At 71.5% G+C, this 16,321-nt stretch carries 13 protein-coding genes; 6 read left to right on the forward strand and 7 right to left on the reverse strand.

The features are described from left to right. Positions 1-82 precede the first annotated feature (82 nt). A complete protein-coding gene (gene arfA / locus ACZ4VK_RS12255; RefSeq protein ID WP_468351217.1) occupies positions 83-1,612 on the reverse strand; it encodes an arabinosylfuranosidase ArfA in 1,530 nt (509 codons plus the stop codon). Between the two features lie 46 nt (positions 1,613-1,658). Continuing rightward, entirely contained in the window at positions 1,659-2,594 is a 936-nt protein-coding gene (locus tag ACZ4VK_RS12260) for an arabinan endo-1,5-alpha-L-arabinosidase (protein ID WP_468351219.1), read from the reverse strand. A 474-nt stretch (positions 2,595-3,068) separates the two neighbouring features. On the opposite strand from ACZ4VK_RS12260, the gene ACZ4VK_RS12265 reads away from it, so the two are divergent. The 4 genes from ACZ4VK_RS12265 to ACZ4VK_RS12280 are packed head-to-tail and all read left to right on the forward strand — an operon-like array spanning position 3,069 to position 6,278. Further along, positions 3,069-3,605, forward strand: coding sequence for an EF-hand domain-containing protein (locus ACZ4VK_RS12265; protein ID WP_468351221.1), 537 nt, complete (start codon positions 3,069-3,071; stop codon positions 3,603-3,605). Then, positions 3,602-4,732, forward strand: a complete 1,131-nt coding sequence (locus ACZ4VK_RS12270) for an isocitrate/isopropylmalate family dehydrogenase (protein WP_468351223.1) — start codon at positions 3,602-3,604, stop codon at positions 4,730-4,732. Before ACZ4VK_RS12265 ends, ACZ4VK_RS12270 begins: the two co-directional genes overlap by 4 nt. After that, a complete protein-coding gene (locus ACZ4VK_RS12275; RefSeq protein WP_468351225.1) occupies positions 4,729-5,373 on the forward strand; it encodes a cysteine hydrolase family protein in 645 nt (214 codons plus the stop codon). Before ACZ4VK_RS12270 ends, ACZ4VK_RS12275 begins: the two co-directional genes overlap by 4 nt. Next, positions 5,316-6,278: a class I SAM-dependent methyltransferase gene (locus ACZ4VK_RS12280; protein ID WP_468351228.1), complete on the forward strand. Its 963-nt coding sequence runs from the start codon at positions 5,316-5,318 to the stop codon at positions 6,276-6,278. The genes ACZ4VK_RS12275 and ACZ4VK_RS12280 overlap by 58 nt, the downstream gene beginning before the upstream one ends. Before the next feature lie 11 nt (positions 6,279-6,289). Here the strand turns inward: ACZ4VK_RS12280 and ACZ4VK_RS12285 are convergent, their stop codons facing one another. After that, positions 6,290-8,719: an SDR family NAD(P)-dependent oxidoreductase gene (locus ACZ4VK_RS12285; protein ID WP_468351231.1), complete on the reverse strand. Its 2,430-nt coding sequence runs from the start codon at positions 8,717-8,719 to the stop codon at positions 6,290-6,292. A 190-nt stretch (positions 8,720-8,909) separates the two neighbouring features. Between ACZ4VK_RS12285 and ACZ4VK_RS12290 the strand changes: the two genes are divergently transcribed. Beyond that, positions 8,910-10,739 (forward strand): methyltransferase, encoded by a 1,830-nt coding sequence (locus ACZ4VK_RS12290; protein ID WP_468351233.1) that lies wholly within the window; start codon positions 8,910-8,912, stop codon positions 10,737-10,739. 81 nt (positions 10,740-10,820) lie between these two features. Beyond that, on the forward strand, positions 10,821-11,363 hold the full coding sequence (locus ACZ4VK_RS12295) for an EF-hand domain-containing protein (RefSeq protein WP_468351235.1): 543 nt from the start codon (positions 10,821-10,823) through the stop codon (positions 11,361-11,363). A gap of 219 nt (positions 11,364-11,582) precedes the next feature. On the opposite strand, the gene ACZ4VK_RS12300 is transcribed toward ACZ4VK_RS12295, so the two are convergent. From ACZ4VK_RS12300 to ACZ4VK_RS12315, 4 genes are read right to left on the reverse strand one after another with little or no spacing between them, the layout of a single operon-like run. Beyond that, positions 11,583-12,596, reverse strand: a complete 1,014-nt coding sequence (locus tag ACZ4VK_RS12300) for a TIGR03842 family LLM class F420-dependent oxidoreductase (RefSeq protein WP_468351238.1) — start codon at positions 12,594-12,596, stop codon at positions 11,583-11,585. A gap of 10 nt (positions 12,597-12,606) precedes the next feature. Further along, positions 12,607-14,013: a dihydropyrimidinase gene (gene hydA / locus ACZ4VK_RS12305; RefSeq protein ID WP_468351241.1), complete on the reverse strand. Its 1,407-nt coding sequence runs from the start codon at positions 14,011-14,013 to the stop codon at positions 12,607-12,609. Positions 14,014-14,041: 28 nt separating this feature from the next. Continuing rightward, positions 14,042-15,322 (reverse strand): aspartate aminotransferase family protein, encoded by a 1,281-nt coding sequence (locus tag ACZ4VK_RS12310; RefSeq protein WP_468351243.1) that lies wholly within the window; start codon positions 15,320-15,322, stop codon positions 14,042-14,044. Further along, on the reverse strand, positions 15,319-16,161 hold the full coding sequence (locus tag ACZ4VK_RS12315; protein ID WP_468351245.1) for a nitrilase-related carbon-nitrogen hydrolase: 843 nt from the start codon (positions 16,159-16,161) through the stop codon (positions 15,319-15,321). Before ACZ4VK_RS12315 ends, ACZ4VK_RS12310 begins: the two co-directional genes overlap by 4 nt. Positions 16,162-16,321: the final 160 nt, after the last annotated feature.

Raw genomic sequence — 16,321 nt, forward strand, 5'->3', positions numbered from 1 at the left:
CCGGGGTGCGGAGGAGGGCGGCTGGGGACCGCCCTCCCGTGCGGAGCCACCCGGAGGTGGCTTTCCTGTTGGGGGTGGCCCGTCAGGCCAGGCGGATCATGGTCCAGGACAGCGGTTCGAGGGTGACGCTCAGCGCGGAGTCGGCCAGCACGGCTCCCTCGCCCGGGTGGGGCACGACGCGGTCCGGGTCGTCGAGGGTGTTGCGGGCGTCCGGGTCGGCGTCGGCGAGGACGGTGTGCTCGACGATCCCGCCGAGGTCCATGCCGTTGAGCGCGACGCGCAGCGGCAGCGGGTGGTGCTGCGCGCGGTTGACGGCGAAGACGGTGACGGCGCCGGTCCGCGGGTCCCGCACGGCGGTGGCCTGCAGCAGCGGTACGTCGCCGTGGACGGCGGTGGGGTACGTCGGCGAGTCGACGCGCACGTCGAGGACCTCGCCGCGGCCGTGGCGGGCGGCCTGGGCGAAGGGGTGGAAGGTGGTCTGGCGCCAGGCCGGGCCGCCGGGTTCGGTCATGATCGGAGCGATGACGTTGACGAGCTGGGCGAGGCAGGCGACCGTCACGCGGTCGGCGTGCCGCAGCAGGGCGATGAGCAGGGAGCCGAAGACGACGGCGTCGGTGACGGAGTAGCTGTCCTCGAGGAGGCGGGGTGCTTCCGGCCAGTCGAGCGGGTTCGCCGCGGCCTCGGCCTCGAAGCGGCTCTGGTACCAGACGTTCCACTCGTCGAAGGAGAGGTTGATCTTCTTCGGGGACTTCAGCCGGGCTCCGACGTGGTCGCAGGTGGCGACCACGTTCTCGATGAACGACTCCATGTCCACGGCGGAGGCGAGGAAGGAGTCGCGGTCGCCGTTCCGCTCCTCGTAGTAGGCGTGCAGCGAGATGTGGTCGACGAGGTCGTACGTCTCCTCGAGGACCTTCGCCTCCCAGGCGGCGAAGGTGGGCATGGCCTGGCTCGACGAGCCGCAGGCGACGAGCTCCAGGTCCGGGTCCATCTGGCGCATGGCGCGCGCGGTCTCGGCCGCGAGCCGGCCGTACTCCTCCGCCGTCTTGTGGCCGGTCTGCCAGGGCCCGTCCATCTCGTTGCCGAGGCACCAGAGACGGATGCCGAACGGTTCCTTGTCCCCGTGGGCGACGCGCCGGTCGGAAAGGGCGGTCCCGGCGGGGTGGTTGGCGTACTCCTGGAGTTCGAGGGCCTCCGCCACGCCCCGGGTGCCGAGGTTCACGGCCATCATGGGCTCGGCCTCGGGTCCGACCTTCTTCAGGAACGCCATGAACTCGCTGAGCCCGAAGCGGTTGGTCTCCGTGGAGCGCCAGGCGAGGTCGAGGCGGCGGGGCCTGTCCTCGGCGGGGCCGACGGAGTCCTCCCACCGGTATCCCGAGACGAAGTTGCCGCCGGGGTAGCGGACGGCGGTGACACCGAGCTCGCGGACGAGCTCGAGGACGTCGGTGCGCAGGCCCGCCTCGTCCGCCGTGGGGTGGTCGGGTTCGAATATGCCGGTGTAGACGCAGCGCCCGAGGTGCTCGACGAACGAGCCGAAGAGCCGGGGGTTCACCTCACCGACGGTGAACGAGGGATCGAGGGTGAACCGGGCGCCGTGGTCCGGGGTCGGGGTCATGACTTCCTTTCGCGGATCGAGGGTGCGGGGAGCGGGCCGGTCGCGGTCAGCGGGTGAGCGCGGGCCAGCCGTCGGCGCTCCAGGAGAGCGGCGTGAGACCGAGCTTGGGAGTGCCCTGGTCCTCCGCGTCGTAGTAGTGGTGGACGAGGACGTCCCGGCCGCGGTCGCGGAGCACCGACTGTCCGCCGGGTCCGAGGTACTTCCCGTGCGCGGCGAGCAGCAGGTCGCCGCCGCCCTGCGTCATCGGCCTGCCGTCGCGTCCGACGTAGGGGCCGGTCGGCGAAGTGGAGCGGCCGACGCGGATGTTGTACGTCGATTCGACGCCCGCGCAGCAGCGGTCGTAGGAGACGAAGAGGTAGTAGAGGCCGTCTCGGCGCACGATGTACGGGGCCTCGACCGCGTAGGGGGCGTCGGGGCGGGTGGCCAGGTGGTGGACGGGGGCGCCGGGCAGAGGGCGTCCGGTACGGCCGTCCAGCTCCACCATGCGGATGCCGGTCCAGTACGACCCGAAGGACATCCACAGCCTGCCTCCGCCTTCGACGATGCCCGGGTCGATGGCGTTGTACGGGTCCTTCGTGGCGCTCGCGAAGATCTCTCCGTGGTCGGTCCATGTGCCGGGCCTGCCGCTCGGCGAGGTGGCGAGCCCGATGGCGGAGTGGTTCGAACCGAAGGAGGAGACCGCGTAGTAGAGCCAGTAACGGCCCTTGCGGTGGACGATCTCGGGGGCCCAGGGGTCGCTCTCCGCGGAGTAGGAGCGCCACCAGGCGGGGAGCGTGGTGAAGGCGGATCCCGCCCGCTCCCAGTGACGGCCGTCCCGCGAGGTGCGTGCTTCCAGACCGCCGTGCGTGGAATAGACCACGTACGTCCCGTCCTTGAGCCTGAGCGCCGCCGGGTCGTGGACGACGACGTCGCCGGTGACGGGCAGCGGGTCGGGGTAGACGGGCCGGGGGCACGGCGGCGGCCGAGGGGACGAGACAGGCAAGGGCTGCGGCACCGGCGGCCAGGAGTGTCGCGGTCCGGCGACGGACAGGGCGCCCGACGGGCATGGAGGGGTCTCCTTCGCAGACTCGGAGAGGAAGGCATTCGAAATCACGAACACCTTTCGGTACTTCGAATCGCGAAATTAGACGGCCGGAAACACAGCGTCAATGGATTGCGCAAAATACCGAACGTCGTTCGACACCTCGAACGAAAGAAACGGTAAAAATGCGGCCGCCGGCCTGATGGCCGGTCAGCCGCACGCGACGGTGCCGAGGTCCGCTGCCGGGCCCTCGTGGACGGGCGGCGCTCTCCAGGTTCCTGCCGCTTCATGTGCCGGAAGGCGGATTTCCCTCCTTCGTGTGTATGTGACCGGCTTTCTCTTCCTGAACCGTGCCGGCGAGCACAAAGTGATCACGCTGCCGGACGAGGAGTCCGGCGGCATCCCACCGAATCTCGTGACAGCGAAGGTGCCACCATGCCCACCACCCAGGCGAACGACCGCGTCCAGCTCGTCTTCTCCCTGTTCGACGCCGACGGCAACGGCGTTCTGGAAGCGGACGACTTCGAGCTGATGGGCAAGCGGGTCATCGCGGCCGTGCCCGAGGCCGGGGACAGCGCACAGCGCGACATGCTCGACGCCTTCCACCGCTACTGGGGGACGCTCGTGCGCGAGCTGGACGCGGACGGCGACGGGCGGATCAGCGCCGAGGAGTTCACCGCGATCGTGCTCGACCCGCAGCGGTTCGACACGACGGTCGACGCGTTCGCGGACGCCCTGGCCGCCATGGGCGACCCGGACGGCGACGGGTTCGTCGAGCGTCCCCACTTCACCGCCCTGATGACGGCCATCGGCTTCCAGCGCCCCAACATCGACGCGCTGTTCGACGCCTTCCAGCCGGTCGACGGCGACCGCGTCTCCGTGACCACCTGGGCGGACGGCATCCGGGACTACTACCGCCCGGAGAAGGCCGGCATCCCCGGCGACCACCTCACCGCGGGCGCGGCCCGATGAGCCGCCCCCAGCTTCCCGGCCAGCCGGGAGAGTTAGCCGAGAGGCCCGTCATCGGACTGGCGGTGGGCCGGGGCACGGGACCCGAGGTCGCGGACGTCTTCGAGCGCGTGCTCGGCACGCTGACCGCCGGGCGGTCCCACGGCGTGACGATCGAACGCTCCCCCCGCCTCTACCACTCCTACGTCTCGCTCCGCACCGAGCGGGACGTGGCCAGGATCAAGGCACTGACCGCCGAGGACGCGGACCACTACGAGCGCTTCTGCCGCGACCAGGCCGCGCGGGGCACCGCGGCGGTCTTCCGTACGGCCATCAACGCCCAGTCCCTCTACCTCGTCCGGCAGCGACTGCGCGCCGTGAAGGTCGACCTGCTCAGCGACGCCGGTCGCTCCCTGCTCCTGGTGCGGGACCAGGCCCAGGGCTTCTACACGGGCGACAACCGGCACACCCCCGGCGAGGTCACCCGCACCATGACCTTCAGCCGCGAGATCACCGAGGCCGTCGTCACCTACGCCCTGCGGCGCGCCCGGCAGGAGTGGCCGGACGGGCGCCTCGACCGCATCGTCCTTGCGTACAAGTTCCACCTGCTGGACGGCGCGCTCGAAGACTGGGTGACCGAGCTCGCGGCCCGGCTCGACGTCCGCATCGACCTGTTCCAGCCGGACACGGTCAACCGCAACCTGATCGCACACGGCCTGCCCGAGCGCACGCTGGTCGTCGCCGGGAACGAGTGGGCCGACATCATGCACGTCGTGCTGCTCGACCGGTTCGGCTCCGACCGGCAGGAGAACCGCTGCACCGAGAACGTCTTCCTCGATCCCCGGATGACCGGGCTCGTCGAGTACCAGACGGTGCACGGGTCCGCCGACGACCTCACGGGGCAGGACCGGGTCAACCCGGTGGCGACCGTCCGCGCGGCGGCCCTCGTCGCGGAACGCCACGCCGGACGCCCCGGCGCGGTGAGGGCCGTCGAGCGGGCCCTGCGCGCCCTGGACGAGCGGGGCGTGCGCACTCCGGACCTCGGCGGACGGCACTCCACCACCGCCGTGGTCGGCGCCCTGCTCGACGTACTCGACGCGCCCGAGTCCGATGGGACGCCGAAGGACCCCGCCCTGGTCGGCGGCGCATGACCGGGGAGAACCCGGAGGGGACGGCCTTGGTCGTCGTGGACCTGCAGAACGACTTCTGCACGGGAGCGACGGCCCTGGCCCGCTACGGCAAGGACCCCGCCGCCCTGGACACGGCCGTCGCCGGCTGTGTCCGGGCGGTGGCCCGGGCTCGCGATCGCGGGGTGGAGGTGGTCTTCGTACGGTTCGTCGGCGACCCCGAACACCAGGGGGCCGCCTGGCGGCTGCGGGACCGGACCCTCGGCAAGCGCGCCAAGTGCCTCGAGGGCTCATGGGGCGTCCGGTTCCACGCCGTGACCCCGGCGCCGGGCGAGCGGGTCTTCACCAAACGCGCCTGCTTCGACGCCTTCCTCGCCGACGGCTTCGAGGAGCACCTCGCCGCCCGGGGCGTGGAACACCTGGTCCTCGCCGGGCTGTACGCGGACGTATGTGTGGACTCCACCGCCCGCACGGCGTTCCAGAAGGGCTTCCACGTGACGCTCCTGACGGACTGCACCACCTCGCTCCACCTGCCGTACGACGCCGTACGGCGTTTCATGCGGACCGTGTACGGCGCCCGGACCACCACCACGGACGACCCGCGGGCATGGACCACGCCCATGTCCCTGCCCGAGGAGACGTCGTGCGTACGTCCACCGCGCTGAACCCCGGTGTCGCGGAGGGCGTGGGCCGCACCGCCCTGCTGGTGGCCGCGGCCCGTGCCATCGAGACCCACCGCCCCGACTCCCTGGCACGGGACCCGCTCGCGGAGCACTTCGTGCGCGCGGCACCGGTCTCGGCCGACTGGCCCGTCCGCCCGGAGCAGGTGCCCGCCGGTGAGGCCGACCCCCTGTGGGGCCGGCTCGGCCGGTACTTCGGCCTGCGCACCCGCGTCCTGGACGACCACCTGCTCCGCTCGGCCCACCGAGGCGTCCGACAGGTGGTGGTGCTGGGAGCCGGCCTGGACTGCCGGGCGTTCCGGCTCGACTGGCCACCGGGCTGCGTGGTCCACGAAGTGGACACCGCCGAGGTACTGGCGTTCAAACAAGCCGTACTCGACCGGGCCGGGGCCTCCCCCACGGCCGAGCGCCGGACCCTCGCCGCCGACCTGCGGCTCGACTGGGCCGAGGCGCTACGGGGGACGGGCTTCGACCCCTCCGCTCCCACCGCGTGGCTCGCCGAAGGACTGCTGCTCTACCTCCCCGCGTCGGCCGAACGGCGACTGGTGGCCACGATCGACCGGCTGAGCGCTGCGGGCAGCTCACTGGCGTACGAGATCAAGAAGGTCTCCGAGTCACCTCGGGTGCGGGCCAACCCGGTGTACGCCGAGGCGAGAGCGCGGATCGGCATCGACCTTCTCGCCCTGTTCAGCAGCGAGCCCCGACCCGATTCGGCGGGCGAACTCGCCGAGCGAGGCTGGCGGGTGGCCGTCCGCGGCCCGTACGACTTCTCCCGCCTGCACGGTCGCGGCCCCCTCCCGGAGCCCGGCGACGCCCTGGCTGCCAACCGCTGGGTCTTCGCCGAACGCCCGACGCGGCGCCGCCGAGGGAGCGCGGACACAGATCGATGACCTCCGCGTTGTCACCCGGGGAAGGCGCGGGCTCCCCCGCGTACGTCCCCGGGGCCGCGCGCCCCTGCCGGCGGGGAGTCGCCCCGTGTGGTGTGCGGACCCCGGTGACGGGTGAGGTCGGGGTGGTCGGGGGTGAGGTAGTGGCCGGAGAGGTGGTCGGCGGCTCCTGCGGCGATCAGGAGGGCGCCGTGGGTGCTGTGTTCGGTCGCTGTGGTGCGCCCTGCGGCGTGCTCTCGCAGGTACCAGCGCTGGATGAGTTCGTCCCAGCTTCCCGGTGGGTGCTGTCCGGTGAGTTGGGTGGTGGCCATGCCGATGGTGAGGAGGCCGGGGTGGTAGCTGAACGCCTGGACGCCGTGGGGGCGTAGTTCCGCTGCGAGGTTCTCGGTGAACTTGATGACCCCGGCCTTGGAGACGGAGTAGGCCGACATGTGTGGCCAGCGGTGGCGTCCGGCGTTGCTGGCGACGGCGATGACGCGTCCGCTGCCTCGCTCGGCCATCGAGGGGGTGACGGCGTGGCAGGCGAGGAATGTGCCGCGCAGGTTCACCTCCTGGGCCTTCCACCACTGTTCGGGGTCGTTCTCCCAGGCCGGCCCGCAGGGGCCGGGGACACCGGCGTTGGTGATCAGGATGTCGATGCCGCCCCAGGACGATCGGAGCGCCTGGGCCAGGGCGCGCATGGCGGCGTGGTCCGTGGTGTCGGCGGTCTCGGTGCGCAGGTCGCCGCCGTGGGAGTGCAGGTCCCGACGGAGGTCCGCGAGCGCCTCGGGGTCGCGGCCGGTGACGGCCACGCGGGCGCCGTGGGCCAGGAACGCCTGGGCCAGGGCGCGGCCATAGCCGCGTGAGCCGCCGGTGATCAGGACGGTGCGGCCGGACAGGTCCGGGGCCGCGTGCCGTGGGGCGGCCGTTCCGGTCCGGGGGTTGGGCGCGTAGGCATGGGGGGTGGGGTCGGTGAGGAGGCGCCGCAGTGGCTTTCCGGACGGCGTACGTTCGATGGTGGCGACGGTCTCCACGATGCGGGGCTTCTTGTACGCGGGCAGGTGTCGACCGGTGAACTCTTGCAGTTCCGCGATGAGTTCGGAGGTCAGGGTGGAGCCTGGGGTGAGGACCACACAGGCTTTGGGCAGCTGCCCGGCCCGTGGGTCCGGCACCGGAACCACTGCGGCGTCGGTCACCGCGGGGTGCTCGCACAGAACGGCCTCCACCTCCGCGGGGGAGATCTGGTGCCCGTTGTACTTGATCATGTCCTTGAGGCGGTCGACCACGTACAGGTGACCGTCGTCGTCGACCCGCACCAGGTCGCCGGTCGCCAGCCACCCGTTCTCGTCCGTCATCCTGACGACCTGCCGGTCGGCCCCCCAGTACCCATGGGCCACCTGGGGGCCGCGCAGGTGGAGTTCACCCACCGTTCCCGCAGCCCCCGAGGCCCGGTCCGTGGCCGACGGAGCATGCGCTTCCCCGGTGCCGGGCGGAGCCGGTGGCACGACGCGGTACTCGGTGCCGGGGACCGGCACTCCGCACGAACCCGGCCGACGGATCGCGCCCCGGGGAGTGAGATGGCAGGTGTTGACCTCGGTGAGGCCGTACGCGGCGTCGACCGTGACGCCCAGCCGGTCCTCGCACCGGCCGGCGTCCCGCGCGGACAGCGGCGCGCCGCCGGCGATCACCTGGTCCAGGCTGGAGAGGTCCCAGTGTCGCGGCCCGTCGTATTGCGCGAGATCGCGGACCATCGGCGGCACCGCGTGCAGCAGGGTCACCCGGTGTTCCTCGACGGCGCGCAGGGCCTGCTCCGCGTCCCAGCGCGGCAGCAGGACGATCGCCGCGCCCGAGAGGAGGGCGTGGTTGAGGATGTACTGCAGGCCGAACATGTGGCTGAAGGGCAGGACGCCGAGGAGGACGTCGTCGTCGCGCAGCGGTTGGGCGGCTGCCAGCTGGACCAGACCGGCCACGGCGTTGCGGTGGCTGACGACGACCGGTTTGGGGCTGCCGGTCGTCCCGGAGGACCACGGCAGCAGCGCCGTGGCGTCACGGGGAACCGCTGGGGAGGTCCCGGCGGCCGGGGCGGCGACAGGGGTGATGAGGTCGACGGGGAGCCGTAGGGGGCGGAGGCCCGGGGCGCCGGGCCGCACTGAGGGATCGGCGTGCTGGGAGAGGATCCGGGTGGCGCCGATCGCCGCGCCCTGTCGGGCGAGCGCGGGCGCGGGAGTTCCCGTGCCGATCGGGCTGACCACCGCTCCCGCCGACAGCAGTCCCAGCAGGCCGACCGCGAAGTCCACACCGTTGGGCAGGGACAGCACGACCGGTTCGCCGTCGGTGACACCGTCGGCGGTGAAGGCGGCAGAGGCCGCCAGAGCGCCTTCGCGGAGCTCACGGTGCGTCCAGCGCTCCCCGGTCGCCGCGTCCACCAGCGCCGTGCGCGTCGCGGCGTCGGACGGAAGCGTCAACAGCAGGTCGTGCAGGGCGAGGTCGGGTACGACGGGGGACGTGTCGGCGGGCAGGGCGGGCTCCCAGGTCGTGCCCGTCCGTGCGGCGACAGGCAGTTGATGACACGTAGGGTAGTCCAGCGATCACCCAGAGCGGCAATCGCGGCTTTCTTGAGCCTGCTTCCTTTCCCCGGCACACCGAGGTACATCGATGACTGCGGCCGCCTTTGCGTCCACCGGCGCACCAGCGCTGGACGAGCAGGACGACGTCCGGCTGGACACTCTGATCCGGTTCCTCACCGCTGACGGCCCCTTGCTGAAACGGTTCCTTTCCCCGGATACCGACGACGCCGTCATCACGGGCCTGCAGCGGTACTGCCGGCCGGCGCACGGGGCCCTCATGGTCTTCCCCCGCTCCGCGTCCGGCGCTCGGGAGGCCCTGACCCGGCGCGGGTACGAGGTGACCTCCAGCATCCCCAGCACCGTGGTCCGGCACCGATTCGCACGGCGCCACGACCTGCGGGTCGACGACGTACACGTCACCATCACTCACGCCCGCCGCCACGACGGCACCCCGGCCCTGGAGATCTTCTCCCTCCAGCCCGATGGCGACCCGCGGCTGGCCGAGGCCGCCGCGGCCGAGCGGAGCCAGGAGGCGGAGGCGCACCTCGCCCTCGACGTTCCCTCGCCCGACGGCGTCGTACTGCGCGGCCTGGTCCACCTTTTGACCCGCGTGGCCGGTCACCTGCCGGACGGCGGCGGCTTCAACCCGGCCGAGGGCACGGCAGGAGAAGGGCGCACCGTCCTGTACTTCCTGCTCCCCGACGGCGAGGAACCACCGGCCCGGCGACTGGAGATCACCTGCGCCGGCAGGTGGAGCGACGTGCTCGCCGACCACCTCGCCGACACACCCGCGCGGCCCGGCCCCCGCGGCAGCGCCATCGCCGGCACCGATCCGGCGGGGCGGGCGCTTCCCGTCCGTCCCGGCGCCGACTCGCTCCCTCGTGCCGATGCCGCCCACCGGCACCTGCTCACCCTCGCGACCGGAGCCTGGACCACCCAAGCCCTGGCCGCCATGGCCGAACTGCGCATCGCCGAGACGCTGCGCACCGGCCCCGCCACCAGCAGCGAGCTCGCCATCGCCGCAGGTACCCATCCCCCGGCGCTCGCCCGGCTCCTGGCCTACCTCACCACCCTGGGGCTGCTCGCCACAGACGGTCACACCCACACCCTCACCGAGACCGGCCGCCTCCTCGACCCGGACCATCCGGCCACCATGCGGGACCTCGCACTGCTGTACGCGGGACCGTTCTACCGCTCCTGGGGAGCCCTCACCGACGCGGTGCGCACGGGCAGGCAGGGCTTCGAGCACGTCTACGGGCGGCCGTTCTTCGAGTACGCCGCCGACCATCCCGAGGTCGGCGGGCTGTTCGACCGGGCCATGGCCTGCGGGCGCCTGTTCTTCGACCGCCTGCCCGAAGTCCATGACTTCCACCGCGCCCGCACCGTCGTCGACGCCGCCGGCGGGGACGGCTCCCTGCTGACGGTCCTCCTGGAAGCCCACCCGCATCTGAAGGCGGTCCTCGTCGACCTGCCCCCCGTCATCGACCGGGCGCGGACCCGTATGGAAGAGCGCGGACTGGCCGGCCGGTGCGCCCTCACACCCGGCGACATCTTCACCGCGCTCCCGACCGGCGGTGACATCTACCTGCTGTCACGCGTCCTGCACGACTGGGGCGACGAGCAGTGCGCCACCCTCCTGCGGGCCTGCCGCACCGCCATCGCCGACAGCGGCGCCCCGCTCCTGATCCTGGAGCGGCTCCTCCCGGAGAGCGGCGGCGCCCCCTCTCCGGCCCGCGCCTGGGACATCCACATGCTCGTCAACAACGGCGCAGGACGCGAACGCACCGAACGCGAGTACCGCGCCCTCCTCGACCGGGCGGGATTCCGCCTCCGCTCGACGACCGAACTCCCCCTGGACGTCCACCTCCTCGTGGCCGACCCGGGACCGATCACCCCACGCATCCGAGGGAACGCATAGAGTGGCGATGTTCTTTCCGTGTTTGCCCCGATAAGCGGAGCTCGTGAAGCGCCGTACCCGGGCCGTCTCCCAGAGGACGTCATGACCAACGATGTACTGCACCGCAAGTACGAGCACCGCTTCCGCCACCTCGACACCAACGGGGACGGCTACCTGGAGAGGGAGGACTTCAAGGCCCTCGCCGAGCGCCTGATCGAAGCGGCCGGACAGAGCGCCGACTCCCCCAAGGCGCAGGCGGCCCACGAGGCCGGCGAGAACTACTGGACCGGCATCGCGAAGCTGGCCGGTGTCGGCGACGAAGGGCGCGTCTCTGCCGACCAGTTCGTCGCGGCACTCGCCGCCGCCAAGAACGAGGAGCGGATCGCCGACATCGTCCGTCCGGCCATCGCCGCGCACGTGGCGCTCGCCGACTCCAATGGCGACGGGGTCGTCGACATCACGGAGTTCAAGGCCCTCCAGGGCGCTCTCGGAGTGCCGGCACCGGAAGCCGAGGAAGCCTTCCGCATCCTCGACAGCAACGGCGACGGCGAGCTGACCGTCGACGAATGGCTCGCCGCCGCCATGGAGTACTACACCAGCACGGAAGCCACCGCCGCGGGCAACGCCGTCATCGGCCGGTTCTGACCGAGCCGCCCCCGCCGTCCGTGCTCCGCCACGGACGGCGGCCGGCAGGCTCACGGCGCCGCTGCGGGAACGCGGCTGAGCCAACGAGTGCCATGCCGTCCGGCAGCCGGATCGGGCGGCGCACCCCGGCGACGGCGGCAGCCCTGGCCCCCCTCTGCCGGCTCACCACCGGATGCACGCGCCGAAGACGCGGCGAACGCATGACGCCCGTGACGGTCATCAGCGGAGAGCTGGGATGACGTCGGTGCCGTAGGCGTCGATGGTGCCCTCGCGGTTGTCGTGCATGTCGTAGACGGCGAACTGGTCGACACCCAGGTCGCGCAGGTGGCGGAGCTTCTCGATGTGGGCATCGGCGGGGCCGATGAGGCAGAAGCGGTCGACGATCTCGTCGGGGACGAAGGCGGTGTCGGGGTTGTCGGCGCGGCCGTGGTGGGAGTAGTCGTAGCCGTGCCGGTCCTTGATGTAGGCAGTCAGTTCCTCCGGGACCATCGAGGAGTGCTCGCCGTACTTGGCGACGAGGTCGGCGACGTGGTTGCCGACCATGCCGCCGAACCACCGGCACTGGTCCCGGGCGTGGGCCAGGGCGCCCGGTGAGTCGTCGGCTGTCACGTACGCGGGGGCGGCGACGCAGATCGTGAGTGCGTCGGGGTCGCGGCCCGCCTCCCGCGCCGCCTCCCGGACGGCCTTGACCATCCATTCGGTGAGGAAGGGGTCGGCGAGCTGGAGGATGAAGCCGTCCGCCTTCTGTCCGGCGAGGGCCAGCGCCTTGGGGCCGTACGCGGCCATCCACACCGGCAGCCTGCCGTTCTTGATCCACGGGATCCGGATCGGATTGCCGTCGACGACCGCCTCCCGGCCCTCGGCGAGGTCCCGGATCACCTCGATCGCCTCGCCCAGACGAGCGAGCGTGTTCGGCTTGCGGCCGGCGACCCGCATGGCGGAGTCACCGCGGCCGATGCCGCACACGGTCCGGTTGCCGAACATGTCGTTGAGGGTCGCGAAGGTGGAGGCGGTCACCTCCCAGGTGCGGGTGCCCGGATTGGTGACCATCGGGCCGACGTGAAGCTTGGTGGTGTGTTCCAGGATCTGGCTGTAGACGACGAAGGGCTCCTGCCACAGCACGGCGGAGTCGAAGGTCCAGCCGTAGCGGAAGCCGTTGCGTTCCGCCCGACGCATCAGGCCCACCACCTGGGAGGCGGGCGGGTCGGTCTGCAGGACGAGTCCGAAGTCCAACGTCGTTCTCCTAGTTCAGGTACTGGCAGGTGGACCGCGGCACGAAGATGCCGTGCCCGGCGCGGCCGACGTACTCGCGCCGGTCGATGACGACCTCGCCGCGCGAGAGGACGGTCTCGACCTGGCCGGTGACCGTCTTCCCCTCGTACGCCGAGTAGTCGACGTTCATGTGGTGGGTGGCCGCGGAGAGGATCTGCGTCGCGTGCGGGTCGTAGATGACGACGTCCGCGTCCGCGCCCGGCGCGATCGTCCCCTTCTGCGGGTAGAGGCCGAACATCCGGGCCGGGGTCGCGCAGGCGATCTCGATCCATCGGCGGCGGGAGATGTGCCCGTCGACGACCGCCTGGTGGAGGAGGTCCATACGGTTCTCGACCCCCGGCAGGCCGTTGGGAATCTTCGAGAAGTCCCCGAGTCCGAGCTCCTTCTGCCCCGTGAAGCAGAAGGGGCAGTGGTCGGTGGAGACCACCTGGAGGTCGTTGGTGCGCAGGCCGCGCCAGAGCGCCGCCTGGTGCTCCCTGGGCCGGAGCGGGGTGCTGCAGACGTACTTCGCGCCCTCGAAGCCCGGCTCCGCGAGGTTGTCGGTGGAGAGGAAGAGGTACTGGGGGCAGGTCTCGCCGAAGACGGGCAGCCCCTTGTCGCGGGCGGTGGCGATCTCGGCGACGGCTTCCTCCGCCGAGACGTGCACGACGTACAGCGGCGCGCCGGCGACCCGGGCGAGCTGGATCGCCCGGTGGGTGGCCTCGGCCTCCAGGAGGGCCTTGCGGACCTCCCCGTGGTAGCGGGGGTCGGTCTCGCCGCGTGCCAGGGCCTGTTCGACGAGGACGTCGATCGCGATGCCGTTCTCGGCGTGCATCATGATCAGCCCGCCGTTGTCGGCGGAGCGCTGCATGGCGCGCAGGATCCGGCCGTCGTCGCTGTAGAAGACGCCCGGGTAGGCCATGAAGAGCTTGAAGGAGGTGATGCCCTCCTGGACGAGCCAGTCCATCTCCTTGAGCGTGTGCTCGTTGACGTCGGAGAGGATCATGTGGAAGGCGTAGTCGATCGCGCAGACGCCGTCGGCCTTGGCGTACCAGGTGTCGAGTCCTTCGCGGAGGCCCTGGCCGACGGTCTGGACGGCGAAGTCGACGATGGTGGTGGTGCCGCCCCAGGCTGCGGCGCGGGTGCCGGTCTCGAAGGTGTCCGAGGCGGCGGTGCCGCCGAAGGGCAGCTCCATGTGGGTGTGGGCGTCGACGCCGCCGGGCAGCACGTAGCGGTCGGTGGCGTCGATGGTCCGGGCGGCGGTCCAGCCGGCCGCCACGTCCGAGCCGTGGGCCGCGAGGGCGACCACACGGCCGTCCTCGATCAGCACGTCGGCGTGGAGTTCGTCGGCGGCGGTGACGACGAGACCGCCCCGGATGACGGTACGGGTGCTGCTCACGGGACTCTCCCTGCTTGGGGGGCCGGAACTACAGTGCCCTGAGGGCCTGTTCGAGGATCGCCGCGCCTTCTTCGGCCTCGCCGACGGTGAGCGAGAGCGGCGGGGCGATGCGCAGGGTGCTGGTGTTGTGGCCGCCGCCCTTGCCGATGAGGAGGCCGTCCTCGCGGGCGGACTCCAAGACGGCGGCGGCCGCGTCCGGAGCGGCCCGGTCGGTGCCCGGTTCGGTGAGCTCGACGCCGATCATGAGGCCCCGGCCGCGGACCTCCCGTACCGCCGCCACCCCGGCGCAGGCGGCCCGGACGCGTTCGATGAGGAGCCCGCCGACACGGCGCGCGTTGCCCTGGAGGTCGTGCTCCAGGAGGTACGAGAGGTTGGCGAGACCGGCGGCCATGGTGACGGGTGAACCGCCGAAGGTGGAAATGGAGTTGGCGTCGAGGCAGTTCATGATCTCGGCGCGGGCGACGACCCCGCCGACGGACATGCCGTTGCCGATGCCCTTGGCGAAGGTGAGGATGTCGGGCGGCCCGGCCTGGCCGTGGGCCTGCCAGCCCCAGAAGTGGTCGCCGGTGCGGCCCCAGCCGGTCTGCACCTCGTCGGAGATCCACAGGATGCCGTGCCGGTCGAGGACGCGGCGGAAGGCGGCGTACAGCCCGTCGGGCGGGGAGGTGAAGCCACCGACGCCCTGGACCGGTTCGGCGATGAGGGCGGCGACGTCCCGGGTGTGGCCGAGGAGGTCCTCGAGGTCGGCGACGCACGCCTCGGTGAACCGCTCGTCGGTGTACTGGGCGTACGGGCCCCGGGTGCGGACGCCGCCGTGCACGTACAGGGTCTGCAGCGGGGAGAGGCCGGTCGGCGACCAGGCGCGGTTGCCGGTGATGCCGACGGTGGAGAAGGAGCGGCCGTGGTAGCTGTTCCGCATGGCCAGGATCTGGTTCGAGCGGCGGTACGCGGTGGCGAGGAGGAGCGCCGTGTCGTTGGCCTCGGTGCCGGAGGTGGTGAAGAAGACACGGGCGTCGGGGATGCCGGAGAGCCCGGCGATCCGCTCGGCGAGCTCCACCATCGGGCGGTTGAGGTAGAGCGTGGAGGAGTGGATGATCCGCCCGGCCTGCTCGGCGACGGCCTTGGTGACCTCGGGCAGGGCGTGGGCGGTCATGGTGGTGAGGATGCCGCCGAAGAAGTCGAGGTACCTGCGGCCTTCGACGTCCCAGACGTGGCGGCCCTCGCCGTGGGTGATCTCGAGGGGGTCCCGGTAGTAGAGGGCGAGCCACTCGGGGAGGACGGCCTTGTGCCGGTCGTGGAGGCTGCTCACGGCTGCACCAGCCCGTCGTACGCGTCGGGGCGGCGGTCCCGGTAGAAGGCCCACGTCTGCCGCACCTGCTCGATGAGGCCGAAGTCGAGGTCGCGGACGACGAGTTCCTCGGTCTTGTCGGAGGCCACGTCACCGACGAACTTGCCGCGCGGGTCGACGAAGTAGCTGGTGCCGTAGAAGTCGTTGTCGCCGTACTCCTCGACGCCGACGCGGTTGATGGCGGCGACGAAGTACTCGTTGGCGACGGCCGCGGCGGGCTGTTCCAGCTGCCAGAGGTGGGAGGAGAGCCCGCGGTGGGTGGCCGAGGGGTTGTAGACCAATTGCGCGCCGTTGAGCCCGAGTTGGCGCCAGCCCTCCGGGAAGTGGCGGTCGTAGCAGATGTAGACGCCGACCTTGCCGACGGCGGTGTCGAAGACCGGCCAGCCGGCGTTCCCCGGGCGGAAGTAGTACTTCTCCCAGAAGCCCTTGACCTGGGGGATGTGGTGCTTGCGGTACTTGCCGAGGTACGTGCCGTCGGCGTCGATCACGGCGGCGGTGTTGTAGTAGAAGCCCTCGCTCTCGATCTCGAAGACCGGCACCACGATCACCATCCCGGTCTCCCGGGCGAGGTCCCGCATCCTCCGCACGGTCGGGCCGTCGGGGACGGGCTCGGCCCAGCGGTAGTGCTCGGGCTCCTGGACCTGGCAGAAGTAGGGGGCGTTGAACACCTCCTGGAACCCGATCACCTTGGCGCCCTGCCGGGCGGCCTCCCGGGCGTGCTCCTCGTGTTTGGCGATCATGGATTCGGTGTCACCGGTCCAGGTCGCCTGGACGAGCGCGGCGCGTACGACGTCGGTCATGAGCTGCTCCTTCGGCACGGCGTCAGAGAGCCTCTACGCACGTAGACGCGGTGCGTAGGAGGAGAACGTAAGCCCCGTCACACCCCGGAGCAAGACCGCCGCCGTGAAGCGGCCGGGTCGATCATGTTTCATACCCGAGTGGTCCACGTCGGACACGTAC

This window comes from Streptomyces sp. NPDC028711, from assembly GCF_055565415.1.

Coding starts and splice junctions, on each gene's coding strand:
- ACZ4VK_RS12290 (WP_468351233.1), top strand. CDS start 8,910: ATGACTGCGGCCGCCTTTGCGTCCACCGGCGCACCAGCGCTGGACGAG.
- ACZ4VK_RS12270 (WP_468351223.1), top strand. CDS start 3,602: ATGAGCCGCCCCCAGCTTCCCGGCCAGCCGGGAGAGTTAGCCGAGAGG.
- arfA (WP_468351217.1), bottom strand. CDS start 1,612: ATGACCCCGACCCCGGACCACGGCGCCCGGTTCACCCTCGATCCCTCG.
- ACZ4VK_RS12265 (WP_468351221.1), top strand. CDS start 3,069: ATGCCCACCACCCAGGCGAACGACCGCGTCCAGCTCGTCTTCTCCCTG.
- ACZ4VK_RS12275 (WP_468351225.1), top strand. CDS start 4,729: ATGACCGGGGAGAACCCGGAGGGGACGGCCTTGGTCGTCGTGGACCTG.
- ACZ4VK_RS12315 (WP_468351245.1), bottom strand. CDS start 16,161: ATGACCGACGTCGTACGCGCCGCGCTCGTCCAGGCGACCTGGACCGGT.
- ACZ4VK_RS12295 (WP_468351235.1), top strand. CDS start 10,821: ATGACCAACGATGTACTGCACCGCAAGTACGAGCACCGCTTCCGCCAC.
- ACZ4VK_RS12280 (WP_468351228.1), top strand. CDS start 5,316: ATGGACCACGCCCATGTCCCTGCCCGAGGAGACGTCGTGCGTACGTCC.